This is a genomic window from Salinicoccus cyprini, from assembly GCF_007713705.1.
In the GTDB taxonomy this organism is placed as follows: domain Bacteria; phylum Bacillota; class Bacilli; order Staphylococcales; family Salinicoccaceae; genus Salinicoccus; species Salinicoccus cyprini.
Genome location: NZ_VMSJ01000001.1, coordinates 29,502 through 49,703, shown reverse-complemented (window position 1 = coordinate 49,703; position 20,202 = coordinate 29,502). Strand labels below are relative to the sequence as shown.

General features: G+C 49.2%; 27 protein-coding genes. 10 read left to right on the top strand and 17 right to left on the bottom strand.

Annotation, left to right across the window (positions count from 1 at the left end):
• Positions 1–7: 7 nt before the first annotated feature.
• The 4 genes from pruA to FO441_RS00295 all read right to left on the bottom strand — a co-directional run bounded on the left by pruA (position 8) and on the right by FO441_RS00295 (position 3,309).
• Entirely contained in the window at positions 8–1,549 is a 1,542-nt protein-coding gene (pruA, locus tag FO441_RS00310) for an L-glutamate gamma-semialdehyde dehydrogenase (protein ID WP_145284126.1), read from the bottom strand.
• A gap of 298 nt (positions 1,550–1,847) precedes the next feature.
• The gene (gene ygs / locus FO441_RS00305) at positions 1,848–2,222 is read right to left on the bottom strand and encodes a S1 domain-containing post-transcriptional regulator Ygs (protein WP_145284122.1); all 375 of its coding nucleotides are present in this window, start codon (positions 2,220–2,222) and stop codon (positions 1,848–1,850) included.
• 162 nt (positions 2,223–2,384) lie between these two features.
• A complete protein-coding gene (locus FO441_RS00300; RefSeq protein WP_145284120.1) occupies positions 2,385–2,591 on the bottom strand; it encodes a hypothetical protein in 207 nt (68 codons plus the stop codon).
• Between the two features lie 127 nt (positions 2,592–2,718).
• The gene (locus tag FO441_RS00295) at positions 2,719–3,309 is read right to left on the bottom strand and encodes a peptidylprolyl isomerase (RefSeq protein ID WP_145284116.1); all 591 of its coding nucleotides are present in this window, start codon (positions 3,307–3,309) and stop codon (positions 2,719–2,721) included.
• Between the two features lie 189 nt (positions 3,310–3,498).
• On the opposite strand from FO441_RS00295, the gene FO441_RS00290 reads away from it, so the two are divergent.
• Genes FO441_RS00290 through mnhG form a run of 7 tightly spaced genes read left to right on the top strand, consistent with a single transcriptional unit; the run spans position 3,499 to position 9,325 of the window.
• Complete coding sequence (locus tag FO441_RS00290) at positions 3,499–5,907, top strand: Na+/H+ antiporter subunit A (protein WP_145284113.1); 2,409 nt, start codon at positions 3,499–3,501, stop codon at positions 5,905–5,907.
• Positions 5,882–6,349 carry a Na(+)/H(+) antiporter subunit B gene (locus FO441_RS00285; protein WP_145284110.1) on the top strand — a complete coding sequence of 156 codons (468 nt, stop codon included), beginning with the start codon at positions 5,882–5,884 and terminating at the stop codon, positions 6,347–6,349. Before FO441_RS00290 ends, FO441_RS00285 begins: the two co-directional genes overlap by 26 nt.
• Positions 6,349–6,690 carry a Na(+)/H(+) antiporter subunit C gene (locus FO441_RS00280; RefSeq protein ID WP_145284107.1) on the top strand — a complete coding sequence of 114 codons (342 nt, stop codon included), beginning with the start codon at positions 6,349–6,351 and terminating at the stop codon, positions 6,688–6,690. The genes FO441_RS00285 and FO441_RS00280 overlap by 1 nt, the downstream gene beginning before the upstream one ends.
• Complete coding sequence (locus FO441_RS00275) at positions 6,680–8,173, top strand: Na+/H+ antiporter subunit D (RefSeq protein ID WP_145284104.1); 1,494 nt, start codon at positions 6,680–6,682, stop codon at positions 8,171–8,173. The genes FO441_RS00280 and FO441_RS00275 overlap by 11 nt, the downstream gene beginning before the upstream one ends.
• A complete protein-coding gene (locus tag FO441_RS00270; protein WP_145284102.1) occupies positions 8,174–8,653 on the top strand; it encodes a Na+/H+ antiporter subunit E in 480 nt (159 codons plus the stop codon). It begins immediately after the preceding gene.
• Complete coding sequence (locus FO441_RS00265; protein WP_145284099.1) at positions 8,650–8,949, top strand: Na(+)/H(+) antiporter subunit F1; 300 nt, start codon at positions 8,650–8,652, stop codon at positions 8,947–8,949. Before FO441_RS00270 ends, FO441_RS00265 begins: the two co-directional genes overlap by 4 nt.
• Positions 8,927–9,325, top strand: a complete 399-nt coding sequence (mnhG, locus tag FO441_RS00260; RefSeq protein WP_145284096.1) for a monovalent cation/H(+) antiporter subunit G — start codon at positions 8,927–8,929, stop codon at positions 9,323–9,325. The genes FO441_RS00265 and mnhG overlap by 23 nt, the downstream gene beginning before the upstream one ends.
• Before the next feature lie 39 nt (positions 9,326–9,364).
• On the opposite strand, the gene FO441_RS00255 is transcribed toward mnhG, so the two are convergent.
• From FO441_RS00255 to FO441_RS00230, 6 genes are all read right to left on the bottom strand, one after another.
• Complete coding sequence (locus tag FO441_RS00255; RefSeq protein WP_145284093.1) at positions 9,365–9,742, bottom strand: PaaI family thioesterase; 378 nt, start codon at positions 9,740–9,742, stop codon at positions 9,365–9,367.
• Entirely contained in the window at positions 9,735–11,222 is a 1,488-nt protein-coding gene (locus FO441_RS00250; RefSeq protein WP_145284090.1) for a leucyl aminopeptidase family protein, read from the bottom strand. The genes FO441_RS00255 and FO441_RS00250 overlap by 8 nt, the downstream gene beginning before the upstream one ends.
• Positions 11,223–11,233: 11 nt before the next feature.
• Positions 11,234–11,551, bottom strand: coding sequence for a YuiB family protein (locus FO441_RS00245; protein WP_186365431.1), 318 nt, complete (start codon positions 11,549–11,551; stop codon positions 11,234–11,236).
• Between the two features lie 71 nt (positions 11,552–11,622).
• Positions 11,623–12,828 (bottom strand): NAD(P)/FAD-dependent oxidoreductase, encoded by a 1,206-nt coding sequence (locus FO441_RS00240; RefSeq protein ID WP_145284087.1) that lies wholly within the window; start codon positions 12,826–12,828, stop codon positions 11,623–11,625.
• A gap of 126 nt (positions 12,829–12,954) precedes the next feature.
• On the bottom strand, positions 12,955–13,317 hold the full coding sequence (locus tag FO441_RS00235) for a HesB/IscA family protein (protein WP_145284084.1): 363 nt from the start codon (positions 13,315–13,317) through the stop codon (positions 12,955–12,957).
• Positions 13,318–13,370: 53 nt separating this feature from the next.
• Entirely contained in the window at positions 13,371–13,634 is a 264-nt protein-coding gene (locus tag FO441_RS00230) for a DUF1450 domain-containing protein (protein ID WP_145284080.1), read from the bottom strand.
• A 103-nt stretch (positions 13,635–13,737) separates the two neighbouring features.
• On the opposite strand from FO441_RS00230, the gene FO441_RS00225 reads away from it, so the two are divergent.
• A complete protein-coding gene (locus tag FO441_RS00225) occupies positions 13,738–14,796 on the top strand; it encodes an NAD(P)/FAD-dependent oxidoreductase (RefSeq protein ID WP_145284077.1) in 1,059 nt (352 codons plus the stop codon).
• Between the two features lie 43 nt (positions 14,797–14,839).
• Here the strand turns inward: FO441_RS00225 and FO441_RS00220 are convergent, their stop codons facing one another.
• Positions 14,840–15,082 carry a NifU family protein gene (locus tag FO441_RS00220; RefSeq protein ID WP_145284074.1) on the bottom strand — a complete coding sequence of 81 codons (243 nt, stop codon included), beginning with the start codon at positions 15,080–15,082 and terminating at the stop codon, positions 14,840–14,842.
• A gap of 98 nt (positions 15,083–15,180) precedes the next feature.
• Here FO441_RS00220 and FO441_RS00215 point away from each other — a divergent pair, with 98 nt between their 5' ends.
• The gene (locus tag FO441_RS00215) at positions 15,181–15,489 is read left to right on the top strand and encodes a YuzD family protein (protein ID WP_145284071.1); all 309 of its coding nucleotides are present in this window, start codon (positions 15,181–15,183) and stop codon (positions 15,487–15,489) included.
• Between the two features lie 40 nt (positions 15,490–15,529).
• On the opposite strand, the gene FO441_RS00210 is transcribed toward FO441_RS00215, so the two are convergent.
• The 4 genes from FO441_RS00210 to FO441_RS00195 all read right to left on the bottom strand — a co-directional run bounded on the left by FO441_RS00210 (position 15,530) and on the right by FO441_RS00195 (position 18,335).
• Entirely contained in the window at positions 15,530–16,072 is a 543-nt protein-coding gene (locus FO441_RS00210) for a biotin transporter BioY (protein WP_145284068.1), read from the bottom strand.
• A 120-nt stretch (positions 16,073–16,192) separates the two neighbouring features.
• Positions 16,193–17,149, bottom strand: a complete 957-nt coding sequence (locus FO441_RS00205; protein WP_145284065.1) for a 2-hydroxyacid dehydrogenase — start codon at positions 17,147–17,149, stop codon at positions 16,193–16,195.
• On the bottom strand, positions 17,150–17,914 hold the full coding sequence (locus tag FO441_RS00200) for a TIGR01457 family HAD-type hydrolase (RefSeq protein ID WP_145284062.1): 765 nt from the start codon (positions 17,912–17,914) through the stop codon (positions 17,150–17,152).
• On the bottom strand, positions 17,904–18,335 hold the full coding sequence (locus FO441_RS00195; RefSeq protein ID WP_145284059.1) for a DUF86 domain-containing protein: 432 nt from the start codon (positions 18,333–18,335) through the stop codon (positions 17,904–17,906). The genes FO441_RS00200 and FO441_RS00195 overlap by 11 nt, the downstream gene beginning before the upstream one ends.
• An 88-nt stretch (positions 18,336–18,423) precedes the next feature.
• On the opposite strand from FO441_RS00195, the gene FO441_RS00190 reads away from it, so the two are divergent.
• Complete coding sequence (locus FO441_RS00190; RefSeq protein WP_145284056.1) at positions 18,424–18,690, top strand: DUF3055 domain-containing protein; 267 nt, start codon at positions 18,424–18,426, stop codon at positions 18,688–18,690.
• 58 nt (positions 18,691–18,748) lie between these two features.
• On the opposite strand, the gene FO441_RS00185 is transcribed toward FO441_RS00190, so the two are convergent.
• Positions 18,749–19,162: a YutD family protein gene (locus FO441_RS00185; RefSeq protein WP_145287238.1), complete on the bottom strand. Its 414-nt coding sequence runs from the start codon at positions 19,160–19,162 to the stop codon at positions 18,749–18,751.
• Positions 19,163–19,166: 4 nt separating this feature from the next.
• Positions 19,167–20,087: a lipoyl synthase gene (gene lipA, locus FO441_RS00180; RefSeq protein WP_145284053.1), complete on the bottom strand. Its 921-nt coding sequence runs from the start codon at positions 20,085–20,087 to the stop codon at positions 19,167–19,169.
• Positions 20,088–20,202 lie beyond the last annotated feature (115 nt).

Here is a 20,202-nt window from a genome sequence, read left to right as displayed (position 1 = left end):
GTGCGTTCTAGAACTGTTCTGAAGACGTCTTGCCCTGCATGTGAAGCGTCAGGTAGTCCGGACCGCCGGCTTTGGAATCCGTGCCGGACATCTTGAATCCGCCGAATGGCTGGTAGCCGACAATCGCAGCAGTACAGCCACGGTTGAAGTACAGGTTGCCGACATGGAAATCGCGGCGTGCCTGTTCGATGTGCTCGCGATTCTTTGTGATGACCGCGCCTGTCAGACCGTAGTCTGTTGCATTGGCATAGTCGATCGCCTGATCGAAGTCCTTCGCTTTGGCAAAGCCCACGACCGGCCCGAAAATCTCCTCCTGCATGATTCTATCGTCATGCTTGAGACCTGAGAATACTGTCGGGTGAACGAAGTGTCCTGTTTCATTTTCAGTTTCCCCGCCTACTTCAAGTTTACCTTCTTCCTTTCCGATTTCAATATACTTCTGAATTTTTTCCAGTGAAGCATCGTCGATGACCGGTCCGACATCGATATCCGATTCCGGATTGCCGACTTCGAGCTTCTTCGTCTTTTCAACGACCTTCTCGAGCAGTTCATCGTGGATATCATCGAGTGCAATGACACGGGAACAAGCTGAACATTTCTGCCCGCTGAAACCGAATGCCGAAGTGACGATGGCTTCTGCTGCAAGTTCGAGGTCGGCGTCGGAATCGACGACAATCGTATCCTTGCCGCCCATTTCAGCGATGACGCGCTTCAGGTGCGTCTGCCCTTCCTGGACGACAGCAGCCTTCTCGAAGATGCTTGTACCGACGTCACGGGAACCTGTGAATGAAACAAAGCGTGTATCCTTATGCTCGACCAGGTAGTCGCCGATATCTCTTGAAGAACCAGGGATGAAGTTTACAACACCTTTTGGCAGGCCTGCCTCTTCCAGTACTTCAACAAATTTATATGCGATGACCGATGTACGGGATGATGGCTTCAGCAGTACAGTGTTTCCTGTAACCGCAGCTGCCGCCGTCGTACCTGCCATGATGGCAAATGCGAAGTTCCATGGGGAGATGACAAGGCCGACCCCCAGTGGAATGTAGTGGAACTGGTTGTATTCGCCCGGGCGGGATTCCACATGATCGCCGTCTTTCAATTTAAGGTGATTGCGGCCATAGTATTCGAGGAAGTCGATCGCTTCCGCTGTATCTGCATCCGCCTCTTTCCATGGTTTGCCGCCTTCTTTTATAAGCAGTGCCGTAAATTCGAACTTCCGTTTGCGGATGATGGCTGCTGCTTTGAACAGTACATCGGAACGGAATTCGAATGAGGACTTTCTCCACGTCTCAAACGTTTCGAGTGCCACGTCCATTGCCTGCTGAGCATGTTCCTGGCTCGCCTGGGACAGCTGGCCGATCGTCTCCTCTTTATGTGCAGGGTTGTAGGATTCCTTCTTGTCATCTGTCATGACACGTTCTCCACCGATGATCAGTGGATAATCCTGACCGAGATACCCTTTTACTGTATTCAGACCTTCTTCAAGTTTTTTACGGTTTTCCTCTTTCGAAAAGTCCGTAAATGGCTCATGTTTATACGGTATCATTAAGATAACCTCCTTAAAATATTGAACTCTATAAACAATAATGAACGCTTTGTCAGACTTTTTCAAGCTTTTTGATAAAGGCGATGTGAGCGCTTCAGTACGCTCTGCAAAGGTATTCAGCACGATGGATATCTATGCTCGTACAGTCAACTGCATGCCTCCCGGATTAATGGTTGCGCTTTCATTAATGAAAAGGGTATACAATTTACAGAATAAATAGAAAGCCTGCAGATCAATAATCTGCAGGCTTTCCATTTCGTTAGCAATGCGCTTCTTTACATGTACTCGGCCAGACATTCTACTTAATACGTCGTTTCGCTGTTTCAATCCATTGCGGCATCTTTTGTCTAAGGGACTCGAAGCCATATTTTTCCGTATCCTTGATCTGATCCAGGACTGAACGCCTGTCCCGTTTTCTCTCCTCATTCCTGAAGTATTCATTATCTTTCAGGGTAAGGTTCAGTTTGCCGTTCTTGTCCACACTCAGCACTTTCGCCTTGACGATCTGGCCTTTGGATAAAAACTGATTGACATCGTGGACATAATCGTTCATCACTTCTGAAATATGAATGAGTCCTTCTTGATTATCAGGGGTTTTGACAAAAGCACCATACGGCTGGATACCAGTTACTTTGACCTTTACAAACTGGCCTTTCCGATATTTTTTTGTCACATGGATTACCCCACTAACTTTCAGTAGTTCATACGCATTCATTATTTTATCATAATAGGAAGTGATTATCTAATCATCGGCCGGATGAGATCAAAAAAACGCAAGGACCGCCTCCCCTGAGGCGCCTTGCGTTCCTGTAATGATCAAGACCCGCAGCATCCACTACGGCCTCCTTGATCCATCCCGGTCTTCCCGTTCAATTCTTTCCATCACCTGCTGTTCAAAATCCTTCATCTTCTCCTCCTGGCGCTCGGAGTGGCGCTTGAAGATGCGATAGACGACATAGGCGAGCAGAATTGTCAGCCCGAGGACAAGCAGAGCGGGTATATATTCGGTTTTATCTTCAGGAAAATATAAAAACTCCATCATAGTCGATCACTCACCTTTACTGCCTACAGTATATCAAAAACCTGTTCCGAGTAAATTGGCGATTAATGACCATTTTGTGATCATTTGATATGAAAAAGCGGGCTTCTGAACCCGCTTTTTCATATTTCTATCCAGTTACGCTGATTGTATTGATGACAACGTCCTGCATCGGGCGATCCTGTGGTCCTTTTTTGACATCTGCAATCTTCTCGACAACATCCATGCCTTCGATTACGTGGCCGAACACAGTGTGGCGCTGGTCGAGCCATGGTGTGCCACCCTGCTTCTCGTATGCTTCGATGATTTCAGCCGGATAGCCTGCGCCTTCCAGCTGGCTTAGCATCTGCGCCGGCACTGCTTTTGCCTGGACGATGAAGAACTGGCTGCCGTTGGTGCCAGGTCCTGCGTTCGCCATGGACAGTGCGCCGTAGAGGTTGAAAGCTTCTGTTGAGAACTCATCCTCGAAGCTGCCGCCGTATATGCTTTCTCCGCCCATGCCGGTACCAGTCGGATCACCGCCCTGAATCATGAAATCCTTGATGACACGGTGGAAGATCTGACCGTCATAATAGCCATTTTTGGCATGTGTTGTAAAATTCTCGACCGTCTTGGGTGCGATGTCCTTGAAAAGCTTTACTTTCACGTCACCGTGATTTGTCTCGATGACAGCCTGCACTTCATTGCTGCCAACTTCAGATGATAGCTGGGGATAACTCATATTAGTGCCTCCTAGTTTCATTTCTTGCAGATTCGGTAATTCAAATGTGAAAATTTTATGACAGAAGACTGCTTTTTTCCTAATTATACTATACAGCTATTTTCAATATTTTCAAACCCTATAGATTTATTTAACACTGCCAGTACTGTATAATCGTTCTATATAATGTTGAAAAAAGGAGGATATATTTTGACGCTAATACATCTGGCGATCATACTGCCTGTACTCGCTGCCATAGTGGTACGCATCATCTACAGGTATTACAGGCGCCTGCACCTGGGCTGGTTCGTACTTCTGGTCCCACTGGCCATATTCATATATCTGCTGACGTTCATCCCACGGGTGGGCGATGGCCAGGTGGTATATGAAACCATGCATTTCATGCCGAGAATCGGCATGAATTTTGATGTCTACATAGACGGTCTTGGACTTTTGTTTGCCCTACTGATTTCCGGTATCGGCGCACTTGTCGTACTCTACTCGATCGGCTACCTGTCGAGAGAGGAACACCTTGGCAATTTCTATGTCTATCTCCTCATTTTCATGACCGCCATGCTTGGAGTCGTTCTCAATGATAACGTCATCATGCTCTATCTTTTCTGGGAGATGACTTCAATCTCGAGCTTCCTGCTCATCGCCTTCTGGCATACACGTGAGCCTTCGCTCTATGGTGCCCAGAAATCCATGCTCATCACCATGTTCGGTGGGTTCATGATGCTCGGTGGGTTCCTGCTGCTGCAGAACATCACCGGTACGGCAAGCATCAGAGGCATGCTGGAATCGGTTGCTCTCATCCAGGAGAGCCCGCTGACGCCGTTTGTAATCGTACTGGTGCTGCTTGGTGCATTTACAAAATCAGCACAGTTCCCGTTCTACATCTGGCTGCCGGACGCAATGGAAGCACCGACACCTGTCAGTGCGTACCTGCACTCGGCGACAATGGTCAAGGCGGGCATCTATCTTGTTGCAAGACTGACACCACTCTTCGCCTTTTCGGAGACGTGGGTCTGGATCATTCTGCTCGGCGGACTGATTACAATGACATGGGCTTCCTTCAATGCCATCAGCAAGGATGACTTGAAAGCAGTTCTTGCATTCTCCACCGTTTCCCAGCTCGGACTGATCATGTCCCTGCTCGGCCTCGGTGCACTCAGCGTCCTGACCGGAGCAAATGAAGCCCATTTCTCGGTCGCTGTCGTTGCCGCGGTGTTCCACCTGATCAACCATGCCACCTTCAAAGGGGCACTGTTCATGCTGACGGGCATTGTGGATCATGAAGCAGGAACGAGAAGCCTGAAGAAGCTCGGCGGACTGCTGACAGTCATGCCCATATCATTTACGCTGACAGTCATTACCGCATTGTCCATGGCAGGACTGCCGCCATTCAATGGGTTCCTGTCCAAGGAACTCTTCCTTGAAGCCATGATTGATATCAGGGAAGCGGATTTCGCTTCACTGGCGAGTGTCAGCTTCATCTTCCCGCTGCTCGCAATCGTTGGCAGCATCTTTACATTCGTATATTCGGTCCTTCTGATATATGGCGTATTCTTCGGGAAACGCACATACGATACACCGAAGGAGCCGCATGAAGCACCCGCGCTCATGCTGATTTCACCGATCATCCTGTCGGTTCTCGTCGTGCTGTTCGGCTTCTTCCCGAATATACTTTCAGGAACAATCATCGATCCGGCTGCAATGAGCATCATGGCGTCCGATACACCACTCGGCACCCATCTGTACATGTGGCATGGTTTCAATAACCCGGCACTGTGGGCGACCGTCGCCATCGTCATCATCGGTGCACTGCTCTTCTACTTCAAAGACAAGTGGATGTTCATCTACGACTACCATAAGGAACGTTTTACCCTGAACCACCTTTATGATCAGGGTCTCATATACAGCCGCCTCGGTTCACGCAAGCTGACGGATGGCTATATGACCGGTTTCCTGCGCTCCTACCTGGTATACATCTTCCTGTTTTTCGTCATCATGGGGGCAGTCACCTTCATGAATACAGGATTCAATATGGATTACGGCAGTCTCGCACCAGTCGGTATACAGGAGATCGCCATGGTTGTGATCATACTCGCATCGCTTGTCGTCATACTTGCAACGCGGTCCCGGCTCGTCTCCATCATCATGCTCGGGGCAATCGGGTTTGCCGTCTCGCTGTTCTTCGTCTTCTTCAGAGCAGCGGATTTGGCGCTGACACAGCTGGCCATCGAAACAGTGACGACCGCCCTGTTCCTGGTCTGCTTCTATCACCTGCCGAAAAGAAGCAAGCATCCCGAGCGGATGCGCTTCAAGACTACAAACTTCATTGTTGCAGCCGGTGTCGGCATCATGGCCATACTGATCGGACTCACAGCATATTCAAACCGCCTGTTCGACCCGATCAGCCAGTTCCATATTGATAATGTGTACGAACTCGCTGCCGGCGGCAACATGGTCAACGTCATACTCGTCGACTTCCGTGGTTTTGATACATTATTCGAAACACTGGTGTTCGGTATCGCCGGTGTGGGCATATACAGTCTGATGAGACTAAGATTGAACAGAAAGGGGAAACAGGATGAAACACACATTGAAGAAAACTGAAGCAGGCAAAGGGCAGAAACAGATGAATGATGTATTTCTGCAGTTTGTCTCGAAAGTCGTCTTCTTCATCGTCATCATGTTCTCATTCAACCTGTTCTTTGCAGGCCACTATACACCAGGTGGCGGATTTGTAGGCGGTCTGCTTGCTGCTTCCGCCCTCATCCTTCTGCTGATTGCATTTGATAAGAAGACGATGGAAAAAATGATACCGATCAATTTCAGGCTTGTGCTGACTGTAGGCCTGCTTTTCGCAGCAGGCATTCCTACGCTGTCATTCCTGTTCGGTACACCGTTCTTCACCCATCAGCACACGTACGTGGAAATTCCGATATTCGGCGAAGTGGCGCTGCACTCTGCAGTACTGTTCGATATCGGGGTATTCCTGACTGTCGCTGCGACTGCACTATTCATCATCTCACTTGTCGGGGAGGCTGAAGACTGATGGAAATTGTCATAATCATACTTGCCGGCATCCTCATCGGTGCCGCCGTCTATCTGATGCTGTCCAAAAGCCTCATCAGAATCATCATCGGTACTGCGATAATGAGCCACGGTGTCCACCTCATGCTTCTGACGATGGGACGACTCAAGCGCGGAAGCATACCGGTGCTCGATGAAGAAGTGTCGAACTACTCGGACCCGCTTCCCCAGGCGCTGATTCTTACCGCGATCGTCATCGCATTTGCTTTGACCGCCTATACGCTTGTACTGGCACTCAGAAGCTACCGGGAACTCGACACCGATAACGTCGAAGAAATGAAAGGAGTGCCACATGACGACTAATATTCTACCTCTATTGCCGATCATGATTCCTTTTTTCGCAGGCATCATCATGCTCTTTGTCGGAAAAAGGCCTATCGCCCATAGAGTCATCGCTGCAATCAGTGGATTGCTTCTCATACTGTCAGCGCTGTGGCTGGTCGTCCATGTCTATCAGAATGGCACAATTGTCACATTCCTGGGCAACTGGGCCGCACCTTTCGGTATCAGTGTGGTCATCGACATGGCAGCGGCCCTGCTGCTCACGACGACTGCAATCATCACTTTTCTAACTGTCGTATATTCCTATCAGTCCATTGGTATCGAACGGGAGACATTCTACTACTACGTGATGGTCATGTTCATGATCACCGGCGTCAATGGCGCGTTCTCTACAGGGGACATATTCAATATGTTCGTCTTCTTTGAAGTCTTTCTGCTTGCTTCATATGTCCTGATCACACTGGGGGGGACAAAGATCCAGCTTCAGGAAGGATTCAAATATATTATTGTCAATATCATATCCTCCAACTTCTTCGTACTCGCTCTTGCCTACCTGTATTCGGTGACGGGTACGTTGAACATGGCGGATATCAATGTCAAACTTGAAGGATTCGACGGCAACTATAGCATCATGAGTCTGGTTGCAGTCGTCTTCCTGTTCGTTTTTGCCACAAAGGCAGGGGTTTTCCCTCTGTACTTCTGGCTTCCAGGATCCTACTATGCGCCACCGATGCCTGTACTTGTGCTCTTCGGTGCCCTGCTTACAAAAGTCGGTGTCTATGCCATTGCGCGGACGTACAGCCTTTTCTTCATCGACAACACTGCTTTTACGCACCAGATGCTCCTGTTCCTGGCACTTCTCACCATCGTCATGGGCTGTATTGGTGCATTGAGCTATACGGATATGAAAAAGACGATCATCTATAACATCATCATCGCGGTCGGCATCATTCTTGTCGGTGTTGCAATGATGGATGAGACAGGCATGCTCGGCGCCTTCTACTATCTGATTCACGACATGATCATAAAGGCGGCACTGTTCATGCTGGTCGGCTTCCTCATCTACCGGACAGGCGAGACGAATGCAGACCGCCTGGGTGGACTGATAAAGATCCACCCATTCACAGGATGGATGTTCTTCATCGCCGCACTGGCACTGGCAGGGGTCCCCCCGCTATCAGGCTTCTACGGCAAACTCTTCATCGTACAGTCCGCGTTCGAGAATGGCCAGCACATTGCGGCCATCATCGTCCTGGCTTCAAGTCTGGTCGTGCTGTACTCCATCGTCAGCCTGTTCATCAAAGCATTCTGGGGTGAGGAGATGGATTTCAATACACTCAAGCCCGTCAAGAGCGGTAAGATCCTGTTCGCATCGATCGCAATGGTGATCGTATCGATTGCTTTCGGTCTTGCGGCGGATGTGCTCTATCCGCTGTTTGAAATGGCTGCACAGTCCTTCTATGATCCATCCTCCTACTCCCAATATATAACGGAGGTGGAATAGATGGCTTTGCAAATACTGCTTAATCTGGCACTGGCCTTCCTATGGATGTTCCTGTCATCGAGCTTCTCGGTTGCTTCGTTCTTTGCAGGATATCTGCTTGGTTTTGCGGCAATCTACATGCTCAGAAACTTTCTTCCGGAAGCAATCTATACGAAGCGGCTGTATGCCATAATCCGCCTCTTCTTCCTATTCATCTGGGAAATGATCAAGGCGAATATCGACGTAATAAAAATCGTACTCAGTCCAAAGATGGATATACGTCCCGGATTCTTTGCCTATCCATGCGAGCTTGAAGATGAGTGGTCGGTCAGCCTGCTGTCCGCGCTCATTACACTTACACCAGGTACGGTCGTTGTGGCAATCTCGGATGACCGCTCCACCCTGTATGTCCACGCTCTCAACATGAGTGACAAGCAGGAAGAGATAGACGCCATCAAATCCGGTTTTGAAAATGCAATCAGCGAGGTGAAGCATTCATGAATACATTTCTTGATGTCATCATCATAGTAAGCATCATCATTCTGGCCCTCTCCATGATCGGCATGGTATATCGAATGGTCAAGGGGCCCACTCTGCACGATAAGGTAGTCGCGCTTGATGCTTTCGGTGTGCTCCTGATGGCCATGATTGCACTGATTGCAATGCGTCTCGATACGACCTATCTGCTCGTTGTCATACTGCTGATCGGCATACTGGCATTCATTTCAACCATTGCATTTGCGAAATTCCTGGAGAGAGGTGTGATCATCGATAATGATAGACATTATAATGACTAGCATCATCACCTTCTTCATACTCGCCGGGGCCTTCCTGGCAGCCGTCAGTGCAATCGGAGTCATCCGTCTGCCGGACGTCTACACCAGACTGCATGCATCTTCGAAAAGCTCCACACTTGGTGTCATGATGATGATGCTCGGCGCGTTCCTCTACTTCTGGTTCGTCGACGGGTATGTCGACAGCAAATTGTTTCTGGCCGTACTCTTCATCTTCATTACAGCGCCTGTATCGGCGCACATGCTGTCACGCAGTGCATTCCATTCCAATATAAGCCCTTACAGGATGACGGTCATCAATGAACTTGCAAGAGACGAGGAAGGTGCAATCGAGCTTCCGAATGAACCTGAAGAACATGAACATAAGGAAGATGAATAAAAACATAAAAAAATGGATTCCGATTGGAATCCATTTTTTTCATCTCTTCTTTTTTACTGCCATGGTGCATCGTGAAAGGCAGACGAGACTATTTTCCTCATCCGTAATTTCAATCTCCCATATCTGTGTGCTGCTGCCCTGATGACGGCATCTTGCGGTTGCAGTCAATGTACCCGACTGCTTCGTTTTTATATGGTTCGCATTGATCTCCATGCCGAAGGCGATCTCATCTTCTTCGATGAGTGCTGCTGCACCCATGCTTGCGGCCGATTCGGCCAGGACGACATTGGCGCCACCATGCAGATACCCGAAGGGCTGCAGTACTTTTTTTGAAACCGGCATCTCCATGACCATAAGACCGGGAGCTTCATTTACAGCGACGATATCAAGAAGTTCGATCAGACCGGTCCTATCCATGGAAATGACCCGTTTCGAACATTTTTACAATAGTATGGATCATTACACCGGTCGCACCTTTTGGTCCAGAAGGTGTCGTTTTTGAGGTGGTTCCCGTTCCGGCGATATCGAAATGGATCCACGGCGTACCATTTGCAAACTGCTTGATGAAGCAGGCGGCAAAGGACGCACGGCCAGGCTTCTCGACATGGTTCGTCAGATCGGCGACTGCAGACTGGCGGACATTCTTCTCTTCCACCTCCGAGATGGGCAGCTGCCATACGGCTTCCCCGGTCTGTTCCGTCATTTCAATCAATGGGTTCAGGAAGGCGGCATCCTTATTCGTAAAGACGCCCGTCCGTTCCTCACCAAGCGCTGCCACTACAGCACCTGTCAGTGTAGCAAAATCCATGATCAAACTCGGTGAGTACTGCGATGCGTGGAATACGGCGTCTCCAAGTACGAGGCGGCCTTCCGCATCCGTATTCTTCACCTCGACCGACTGGCCGCTGTAGGATATATAGACATCATCCGGTCGCATGGCATTGCCATCAATCATATTCTCAGCAAGTGCAACCACCCCGATGATATGTACAGGCAAGGACATGTTCGAAACCGCGTGGACCATGCCGATGACGTTGGCGGCACCGCTCATATCATATTTCATTTCGGGCATACCAGTCTTTGATTTGATCGAATAGCCGCCTGTATCATAAGTGACGCCTTTCCCGACAAGCGCTACAGGCTTGTAGCCCTTTGCGTCCGGATGACGGTATTCGATTGTAACGAGGCGCGGTTTGGCATATGACGCTTTGCCGACTGCGGTGATCAGACCATAGCCTTCCGCTTCAAGTGTCGCCGCGTCTTTGACTTCTCCGGTCACGTAGGGATGGGACTCGAAGATTTCTGCAATCTTGTCTGCCATGACTTCGGGCGTCATCAGATTAGGCGGTGTCTCGCTGAAATTTCTGGCCATGATGATGCCTTCACCAAGTTTTCCATAATGGGATACCGTCTCTTTGATATCAACACTGCTCGTTATTGAAAAAGCTGCTGTTTCACTGAACAGCGGTGCCTGGTCCACCTTATACGAATTGAATTCATATACGCTGATCTCAGCCATGATGGCAACCAGTTCAGCGGCCATATGCGAATCGACGGGGAACGTATCGAGCAGTATCTGCCCTTTGACCGTGTCCGTCTGTTTGAGGAACTGGAACATGACGCCAAGTGCTTCAGACAGTTTGACCCGATCAAGGGCTCGGGCGTCACCAAGACCGACAGCAATGACTTTACGATAGTCGCGCTGGATGATTGCTCCGGTAGTCGTTACGACGCCGAATTCGGTCGACAGCACATCTTCCTTGATGATAGCGTCGAGCTGGCCGTTGAGCAGTGTATCGACCTCTTCGTAGTTGTCCATCTGCGCGGGCTCATGAGGCAGCCCGATTATGATTGGTTCTTCTGTTGCGACATACTTGTCACGGAATTGAAATTGCATCATTTATCCTCCTAGAACATCTGGTATCCGGCTTTGCGCAAGTATCGGATTGTCATGCCTGCCAGTATCGTTCCGATAAAACCACTGCCGAGCATAAGAATGTCGGCAATATGCAGATTGACAAGCCTTTCTCCCAGAGTACCGAAAGCCTCGGATGTATTTGTAAAATATTCTGCTGATGATATGCCATCAACGATGAGCAGAACGATGAATGGATAGACGCCCACCATCAGCCATGTCATTTTCAGTATCATATTCAGAATGAAGCTGATGCCATAGAATAGGACAAAGAAAAGCAGCATGGATATTGCGAGTTGTATAATTGACATTTTCTATTAACCTCCACATGAAAAAAAGACATGGGCATTGAATCAATACCCATGCCTGTACTATCGATTTATCAGAGCATCTTGCCTTTTGAAACGGCAAGCATCGGTCCGCCGATTTTGAATATCGCTCTTGAATCGATGACGCGCTTCATGAACGCAGCTTTGCGGCCTTTGATTTCACGACCCATTACAAGACCGATGCCATCTTTCGAACCAAGTGAGCAGACTGTACCGCGGTCATTATAGGAGAACGGCTCAAGCTTTTCACCTTTCAATGACAGCTGGATGTTCTTCGCTGTATGCTCGGCAAGCTGCATTGCAATCTGGGCAGTTGTCGGCCATGGACGGGATGCCTCGTTGTTCATGACTGCTGCCACATCGCCAATCGCGTAGATGTTGTCGTAGCCTTCAACAAGCAGTTCCGCATTTACCATGATGCGTCCCCGTTTGACCCCGTCGAATGACTCGTCCATCAGGCTGTTGCCGCGTACACCTGCTGTCCATACGATGCTGCTCGCTTCGAGCTGCTGCTTTTCGCCATCCACTTCAACGACAAAGCCATTTTCATTCGCAGCAACAATCGGTGTGCCGACCATGAAGTTGACACCACGGTCCTTGAGGTAGTCCATGGCATAGTCCACGAGGTTTTCAGGGAACATCGGCAGCATTTTCGGCGCTGCTTCGACACAGGTGATATTCACTTTGCTGTAGTCGATGCCATGGCGTTGACATAGTTCAGGAATGCTTTCCACCAGTTCACCGAGGAATTCGATGCCTGTAAAGCCGGCACCACCGACAAGAATCGAAATATCCTTGTCATCATTGGACTGCTTGTATTTGGCAAAATTGCGTTCGATTTCCTGGCGTGCAGCAAGTGCAGTCTGCGGGTTGACGAGAGAGTGTGCATGCTCCGCCATGCCCTCGATGCCGAAAGTTTCACTTTCGAAACCGAGTGCAACGACAAGAATGTCATAGTCGAATGTGCCCTGTGTCGTTTCCACCTGCTGCTCGTCCTTGTTGATTGCTGTTACTTCAGCTGGTACAAAGACGACCTTCTGGGTGTCGATGACTTTATTTATCGGGTAGACACCCTCTTCCCAATCGATGGTACCTGCAGCTGTTTCATGCAGCCAAGTCGCCTCGTAGTGGTATTCATCCTTATTGATCAGTGTAATGTCGGCATCTTGATGAGATAGCAGTTTTTGAAGTTTGGTCACAGTCTGCAGCCCAGCATAACCTGCACCCAGCACCAGAATTTTCTTTCTCTCAAAGCTCATTATTCAGTCACCTTTTCTCTCCGATATTTGAAATCCACATAAATTTAGACATAATGAAATCGCTAATATTATTCTCTTATAATATTAGCGATTTTCTTCACATATATCAAGCGGTTTGCTAAATTATCAGCAATCCGGCTGGGGAGTTCCAGCGTTTGACTCCGTTCTGAATGAGGAGCCACAGCCACAGGAGAGTGTCGCGTTCGGATTTTCTATTGTAAAGCCGCCACCCATCAGCGACTGCTTGAAATCTATAACAGTTCCGTCGATGACGGGAATGTCATACTTGTCCACCAGTACTTTGACACCATGGAACTCGTATACTTCGTCGTTTTCGGCCTTGTCCATTTCTGCTGCCATGCCGTATGTCAGACCTGTACAGCCACCACCCTGGATCTTGAATCTGAGATAGCCATCTGCCATGTCATTGCCTTCCAGCATATCACGTACTTCGTATGCGGCGCTTTCAGTCAAAGTTATATGAGACATTTCATCACCTCTTATTACCTTTTGATTACATCAATTATAAAGCAATTGCCGGACTAGTTCAAATCATCGGTCCAGTCCTCAAGCTCTCTCTCGTTCCTGTCTATTCTTTTGTAGATCTTCTCAAGCAGTTTCTCGGGTGTCATTGCACTGACGATCTGCCCATCCACAAGGACAAAAAATGCCTTGCTGCACAGGCCGCAGTTATTCAGGCATCCGTAGTCCAGCACATCGATTCCGGGATCTTCGTCCAAAGTGCGGTACACTTCTTCAGTCCCCTTAAGCATATTCGATGAACAGAACTCCACAAGGGTAAACATCGCACTCCCTCTTTCTCTGTATTATTACCTACTTTCATTGTAGTTTATCCTGTTAAACATTATAATGAAAGTAATAGAATTTCTAAACAAGGCGGTACTGACTATGAAAACTATTGTATGTCTCGGAGGGGGATATGGAAACATGCGCTTTATTCAGCGCATTCTGCCCAAATTACCATCCGACTATACTATTACGCTCGTTGACAAGAACCCTTTCCATGGGTTGAAGACAGAATACTATGCGCTTGCTGCTGGAACCAAAAGCGAAAAGACGGTCCGGGTGGACTTTCCTGATGATGACAAGGTCAATGTGATATATGATACCATTACCAGCATCGACCTCGAGGGGAACCAGGTCATCCTTGAAAACCAGACACTGGGCTATGATACACTCGTCATCGGTCTCGGATGCGAAGACAAGTATCATGATGTACCAGGTGCCAGCGAACATACCTACAGCATCCAGACGTTAAGACAATCCCGCGCCACCTACGAAAAAATCGGTTCATTGAGCCCAGGTGCCAAAGTCGGCATCATCGGTGCCGGACTCAGTGGCATCGAAGTGGCCAGTGAACTGCGGGAAGCCCGCGGTGACCTCATCATCAAGCTGTTCGACCGTGGCGACCGCATTCTGCCGATGTATCCGGCACGCCTCAGCGCCTACGTCAAAAGATGGTTCGATGAAAATGATGTCGAAGTCATTCCGAATTCCAACATCGTCAAGGTTGAAGCAGACAAGGTCTACAATAACAATGACTCACAGGATCTCGATATGATCATCTGGACGGCAGGCGTCCAGCCGGCTGAAGCAGTTCGCGAGATGCCGGTTGAATTCGGAGCTGGTGGGCGTGTTGTCCTCAACCAGTACCATCAGATACCAGGATTTGAAAATGCCTACGTCGTCGGTGATTCCGCTGCACTCGAGCACGCGCCTTCCGCCCAGGTGGCAGAAGGACAGGCGGAGCAGATCGCAGAAGTCATCGATACGCTTATAAAAGAACGGCCACTTCCATCCGAAATGCCTGAAATAAAGATGCAGGGCATTCTCGGTTCACTTGGCTCGAAGGAAGGGTTCGCCTACCTCAAGGAGCGGACCGTAACAGGTCGTATTGCACGCATGCTGAAAAGCGGCGTCCTATGGATGTACAAGCTCGGCAACTAAAGAACAGCCCCCGCAGATTGCGGGGGCTGTTGATGTATATGGCTTAGAATACCTGTTCCACTTCCACAAAACCTGGAACTTCTTCAAGCAGTGCACGTTCAATGCCGGCTTTAAGCGTAATGGTGGAGCTTGGGCACGTGCCGCAAGCACCGAGAAGGCGCAGCTTGACAATACCATCCTCTACATCCACAAGTTCACAGTCTCCGCCATCTCTAAGTAGGAACGGGCGCAATTTATCAAGTACTTCATCGACTTGTTCAAACATTGTATCCTGGCTAGTAGTCATGAAATTCACTCCTTATTCTTTCATACGCAAATGATTATATGTATATTATAATGGATATGGAAAGAAAAATCCATCATCTGAAAGGCGGATGTTATCCTATGAAGTACGTGATCAACGTCTATGGACGTGATGTCATCTGCGCCAGCTGTGTCAATGCGCCTGGGTCAAAGGACACATACGAATGGCTTGAAGCGGTCCTCAGTCGAAAGTATCCGGAAGACGATCTGAATTTCAACTATATCGATATCGACCGGAATGATAATCTTTCCGACTTTGACGAAAGCATCATCGAACGCATCAATGAGGATGAGCTGTTCTATCCACTCGTCACCATCAATGATGAAATCGTCCAGGACGGCCATGTGCAGCTGAAGCCGATCCAGAAATCGATGGCGGAGCAGGCATGAGCCTTGCCACTGGAGAGTATCCAGTGGCTTTTTTGTTCACTCAGCTGCTTGCGAGATCAAGCCCGCGTGCATGGAGCGTCCGTGCAAACAGGCTGGTGAGCACGGCGACTATGACATCCTTCACGATGAATGGCAGCACAGCCACTTTAAGTGCTTCAATCGCGCTCATCGGCGTGCCGATGACAGTATTCATGATGAAAATGAAGTACAGGAAGCCGAACAGAAAGACAAAGAACAGGGCGAGCAGTGTGAAGCTCACTGTACCGGCAAGCGGCGTTCTGTAGGCAGTACCAAGCCCGGCGCAGAAGGCAGCCGGTATCAGACCGACGATGAAACCGAATGTCGGAGAGACTACGGTTGCAATGCCGCCACCTCCGGCAAAGACCGGCAGGCCGACAAGCCCCATCAGCATATAGACCGTGGCGCTCAATGCACCAAGCTTCGGTCCGAGCAGCAGACCGGCAAGCAGTGCCATCGGTACCTGGAATGTGACCGGTACCGGGCCGATGGGCAGACGGATCTGTGCACCGACTGCAATCAGCGCTGCAAACAGCGCAACGTAGACCAGATGTTTTGTTGACATGAAATCCCCCTCTTTTCTGATTAGAGTACCATCATACCACTAACATCATTATTTGTTAACCATAATTTATATATGGTTAACAATGTTTTTGAAAATAAAGCCCCCTCTGGGGGCGTGAAGCTATTTGACAGGCGTAATCGGATTGCCGCCGTTCAGTACTTCCATAATATTATTGACGCACAGGTTCATCATATTGTTTCTTGTGTCCACCGATGCACTGCCGATATGCGGCAGCAGTGTCATGTTATCCATATTGACGAATGGATGATCCTTGCCGATCGGTTCATTTTCAAATACATCAAGGGCAGCCCCTCTGATCTGACCCGTCTCCACTGCACGAGCGAGGTCCGCCTCCACAACATGGGCACCCCGGCCGATATTGATGAAGAAAGCACTGTCTTTCATGCGCTGGAACGCTTCCTTATCAAAACGGTGCTTCGTTTCATCTGTCAGCGGTGCCGCACACAGGACGAAGTCGGAAGCGGACAGCAGATCTTCGAACGAAACATATTCTGCGCCGAGGGTCTCACCGAGTTCGGACTGGCTCCGGTTGTGATAGAGCACTTTCGTACGGAAACCGCTGAGCCTTCTGGCAAACGCGGCACCAATCGATCCCATGCCGAAAATGCCAACCGTTTTGCCGAATATGTCGGTGCCAGCCATATGATACGGGCTCCATCCGGACCATTCGCCTGCCATCAGCTGACGGTTCGCCTCAAGCACCCGGCGTGCTGCTGTCAGCATCAGAGTGAATGCAAGCTCCGCAGTCGTCTCTGTCAGGACGTCCGGCGTATTTGTAATGATGACGTTGTGCTGCTTCGCCGACTCAAGATCGATGTTGTCATAGCCGACCGCAAGATTGGCCACCACTTTGAGGTTTCGAGCATTCGACAGCATCTCTTCATCGACTTTATCACTGAGCATTGTCAGCACACCATGGGCATCCGCTGTCTCTTCAAGGAAGCGGTCACGCGGCATCGGCTTTTCCGCTTCATCCCATAGTACGACTCGAAAGTCCTTTTCAAGCTTCTGGATCATCGTCGGATTGATCTTTCGGGTGATTACGATCTTCTTCATCTATTCCACGCTCCATTCACTCAGTTGGTTGATCATATGTGCAGGCTGCATCGCCTTTTCCTTCACTATTTCTGCACGTGTGACGCCGGTGTTGACGTGGAGTGTATCCACTCCGTTATCGAGTCCGGTCAGTATATCGGTGTCGTAGTTGTCCCCAACAAGCAGGACATTATCCTTCGGCAGCCCGAGTGCCTTGATTGCGGCTTCCAGAATGATCCCTTTCGGCTTGCCGATGACGATCGGTTCCACATCTGTTGTACTTGCGAGTACAGAGACGAGCGCGCCATTTCCGGGCAGCAGCCCTTCATCACTTGGAAATTTTCTGTCGGGGTTGGTCGATATGAACCCTGCGCCGGCTGAAATCAGACGGGCGCCAAGCGCCAGCTTATCGTAGGTGATCTGCCTGTCGAGCCCCATTACTACAAAGTCCGGACTGTCATCTGTAATGACACATCCCGCTGCTTCCAGCGTCGACCGCAGACTGTCCGTGCCGATCACATGGACCGATGCCCCCGGTGCCTCCACTTCCAGATAGGCAGCTGTTGCCATAGCGGATGTATATAGCGTTTCCGAATGGATATCAAAACCCATGTCGATCAGCTTCTGCGCTGCCTCTGCCTGCGTTTTGGTCGCATTGTTCGTCAGAAAAACATAAGGGATATCTGCCTGGTTCAACCTGTCTATGAAGTCGATGGCACCGTCGATGACCGTATTTCCGTTATACATCGTGCCGTCAAGGTCAATCAGATAGCCTTCATACTTCATGCTGGTCACCTCTGAACGCTGTAATTGCCTGCCCTTCATTCTCAAAGAAATCAAAGACATTTTTCCTGTAGTCCTGATAGGCCGAAAGATGTTCCTCGAAGTCGGCCTTCATCTCTTCATGATCAAGCCGTGTATAGTTGCGCGTCAGTTCGCTGCGCCATCTGAATGTTTTCTGGAAACGGCGGTTGTCCTCGGATGGAATCACCCCTTCATTCTCCATGATGTCCATGACATCCTGATAGCTGCCCGGATCACGCAGTATGAAAGCATCTATTATCATATTGCCGACATCAACGACCGCTTCAATGAGCATATGGCAGGACCGCTCAAGCGCAAGACCTTCCCTTTCTTCAAACGTCCCCGTAAGACGTTCTATATAATCCAGACGTTCAATCAGTAAGTCCTTATCTACGAAATACATACGTCGCCACCCCTATCATCGTTCTTTTGTAACTATTACAATAATATGATAGCATAATTCCAGTACACTTGAACTGGAGGGGAACTCTTTGATCGACTTCTTTCTTTATGATGAATCGGAAGATACCAATACGCGCTATGTCAGCTTTGTCGGAGAGCATGCCCGATATGATCTGGCAATCATCCAGACCGATCGCTACTTCGGCAAGAGCCTGGTGCTGAACACCCAGAGCAGCCGTTTCGGAATCATCGGTTCCGATGACCTCGAGGAGGAAGGGTATATCGCTCATATACTCGGGCTCAGTGACGAGGAAGCAGCCGAAGTGGAAGCGTTCCTATCGGAAATCATCGTCTGACTGCACCGTATAAATCAAGCCTGCATTCCCGGGAAGGGAATGCAGGCTTTTCTGCTGTTCATCCACTTGGCTTTCTTGCCGCAAGTGTTCTGCTGTTCGTCTGTGCATCTTCCTGTTCTTCATGCGCTTCATTTTCCACATCATCCACAGGCGCATCAGCAGTATTATCGGACGCCTCTTCGCGCTCCTTCAATTCCGTCTTGGAAACTTTGCGCAAAACAAAGTAGGCGCATCCGAAATTGCAGTACTCGTAGAGGTAGTCCTGGATGGCGCTATACTTCTTGTCCCGCTCGACCTTCTTCTTATTGTCGCGGTAGAAGCCGGTCAGCCTCAGCTTTTCGTAGCCGATGTCTCCGACGATGTAATCGTATTTGTTGAGTACTTCGCTGTATTTGCTGTCAAACTGCGTTTCATCAAAAGCATCCCGGTAGTTCTCGACCAGTTCGAAATTCATATGGTCCACCGTAATCATAGTTCTACTCACCTTTCAATAGTTCATCGCCTTTCGCCTGTCTGGCCTTGGCCGCTTCGTTCACCTGCTCATCCGCATGATAGCTTGAACGCACCATCGGCCCTGCCTGGCAGTGTTTGAACCCTTTTTCCATGGCCACTTTCCTGAGCTTTCCGAACTCGAGTGGTGTATAGTATTTCTGCACTTTGAGATGTTTTCTCGAAGGCTGCAGATACTGTCCGATCGTCATGATATCCACATCATGCGCCCGAAGGTCATCCATTGTCTGGTGGATCTCCTCCACCGTCTCCCCAAGACCGACCATCAGGCTCGATTTTGTCGGTATTTCAGGATACATCTCCTTGGAACGCTGCAGGAACTCAAGTGTCCTGTGATACTTCGCCTTGGCACGCACTCTTGGCGTCAGACGCTCGACCGTCTCGATGTTATGATTCAGTATATCCGGTTTGGCATCCATCAGCGTCTTCAGACTATCATACTCGCCACCCATATCGGATGGCAATACTTCGATGGTCGTAAACGGATTCTTCTCCCGTACTTTTCTGACAGTCTCTGCATAGACAGCCGACCCACCATCCTTCAGGTCATCCCTTGCCACTGCAGTAATGACAACGTGCTTGAGATTCATCAGCTCGACGGATTCCGCCACACGATTCGGTTCATCCCAGTCAAGTTCATTCGGCAGGCCCGTCTTCACGGCGCAGAACCTGCATGCACGCGTACATACCGCACCAAGAATCATGAATGTCGCAGTGCGGCGCTCTCCCCAGCACTCATGGATATTTGGACATTTCGCTTCTTCACATACGGTATGCAGGTTCTTCTCCCGCATCATCTTCTTCAGTCCGGTATAGTTCTTATTCGTGTTCAGTTTGATCTTCAGCCAGTCGGGTTTTCTTAGAATTTCTTCATTTTTTGTGGCCATGTTGCAATGCCTCCCTTATTTATGTAGATGTCATACTCATATTATCATAATTATACTGATAAAGTAGGAAAAATTGAAATTGTTGAAATTGTTGGATGATAGAAAAACCTCCACT

Excerpts from the sequence above, each read along its gene's own strand:
- pruA (WP_145284126.1), bottom strand. The coding sequence starts at position 1,549 with ATGATACCGTATAAACATGAGCCATTTACGGACTTTTCGAAAGAGGAA.
- FO441_RS00300 (WP_145284120.1), bottom strand. The coding sequence starts at position 2,591 with ATGATGGAGTTTTTATATTTTCCTGAAGATAAAACCGAATATATACCC.
- FO441_RS00295 (WP_145284116.1), bottom strand. The coding sequence starts at position 3,309 with ATGAGTTATCCCCAGCTATCATCTGAAGTTGGCAGCAATGAAGTGCAG.
- FO441_RS00285 (WP_145284110.1), top strand. The coding sequence starts at position 5,882 with ATGAAACACACATTGAAGAAAACTGAAGCAGGCAAAGGGCAGAAACAG.
- FO441_RS00280 (WP_145284107.1), top strand. The coding sequence starts at position 6,349 with ATGGAAATTGTCATAATCATACTTGCCGGCATCCTCATCGGTGCCGCC.
- FO441_RS00275 (WP_145284104.1), top strand. The coding sequence starts at position 6,680 with ATGACGACTAATATTCTACCTCTATTGCCGATCATGATTCCTTTTTTC.
- FO441_RS00270 (WP_145284102.1), top strand. The coding sequence starts at position 8,174 with ATGGCTTTGCAAATACTGCTTAATCTGGCACTGGCCTTCCTATGGATG.
- FO441_RS00265 (WP_145284099.1), top strand. The coding sequence starts at position 8,650 with ATGAATACATTTCTTGATGTCATCATCATAGTAAGCATCATCATTCTG.
- mnhG (WP_145284096.1), top strand. The coding sequence starts at position 8,927 with ATGATAGACATTATAATGACTAGCATCATCACCTTCTTCATACTCGCC.
- FO441_RS00255 (WP_145284093.1), bottom strand. The coding sequence starts at position 9,742 with ATGGATAGGACCGGTCTGATCGAACTTCTTGATATCGTCGCTGTAAAT.
- FO441_RS00250 (WP_145284090.1), bottom strand. The coding sequence starts at position 11,222 with ATGCAATTTCAATTCCGTGACAAGTATGTCGCAACAGAAGAACCAATC.
- FO441_RS00245 (WP_186365431.1), bottom strand. The coding sequence starts at position 11,551 with ATGTCAATTATACAACTCGCAATATCCATGCTGCTTTTCTTTGTCCTA.
- FO441_RS00240 (WP_145284087.1), bottom strand. The coding sequence starts at position 12,828 with ATGAGCTTTGAGAGAAAGAAAATTCTGGTGCTGGGTGCAGGTTATGCT.
- FO441_RS00235 (WP_145284084.1), bottom strand. The coding sequence starts at position 13,317 with ATGTCTCATATAACTTTGACTGAAAGCGCCGCATACGAAGTACGTGAT.
- FO441_RS00230 (WP_145284080.1), bottom strand. The coding sequence starts at position 13,634 with ATGTTTACCCTTGTGGAGTTCTGTTCATCGAATATGCTTAAGGGGACT.
- FO441_RS00225 (WP_145284077.1), top strand. The coding sequence starts at position 13,738 with ATGAAAACTATTGTATGTCTCGGAGGGGGATATGGAAACATGCGCTTT.
- FO441_RS00220 (WP_145284074.1), bottom strand. The coding sequence starts at position 15,082 with ATGACTACTAGCCAGGATACAATGTTTGAACAAGTCGATGAAGTACTT.
- FO441_RS00215 (WP_145284071.1), top strand. The coding sequence starts at position 15,181 with ATGAAGTACGTGATCAACGTCTATGGACGTGATGTCATCTGCGCCAGC.
- FO441_RS00210 (WP_145284068.1), bottom strand. The coding sequence starts at position 16,072 with ATGTCAACAAAACATCTGGTCTACGTTGCGCTGTTTGCAGCGCTGATT.
- FO441_RS00205 (WP_145284065.1), bottom strand. The coding sequence starts at position 17,149 with ATGAAGAAGATCGTAATCACCCGAAAGATCAATCCGACGATGATCCAG.
- FO441_RS00200 (WP_145284062.1), bottom strand. The coding sequence starts at position 17,914 with ATGAAGTATGAAGGCTATCTGATTGACCTTGACGGCACGATGTATAAC.
- FO441_RS00195 (WP_145284059.1), bottom strand. The coding sequence starts at position 18,335 with ATGTATTTCGTAGATAAGGACTTACTGATTGAACGTCTGGATTATATA.
- FO441_RS00185 (WP_145287238.1), bottom strand. The coding sequence starts at position 19,162 with ATGATTACGGTGGACCATATGAATTTCGAACTGGTCGAGAACTACCGG.
- lipA (WP_145284053.1), bottom strand. The coding sequence starts at position 20,087 with ATGGCCACAAAAAATGAAGAAATTCTAAGAAAACCCGACTGGCTGAAG.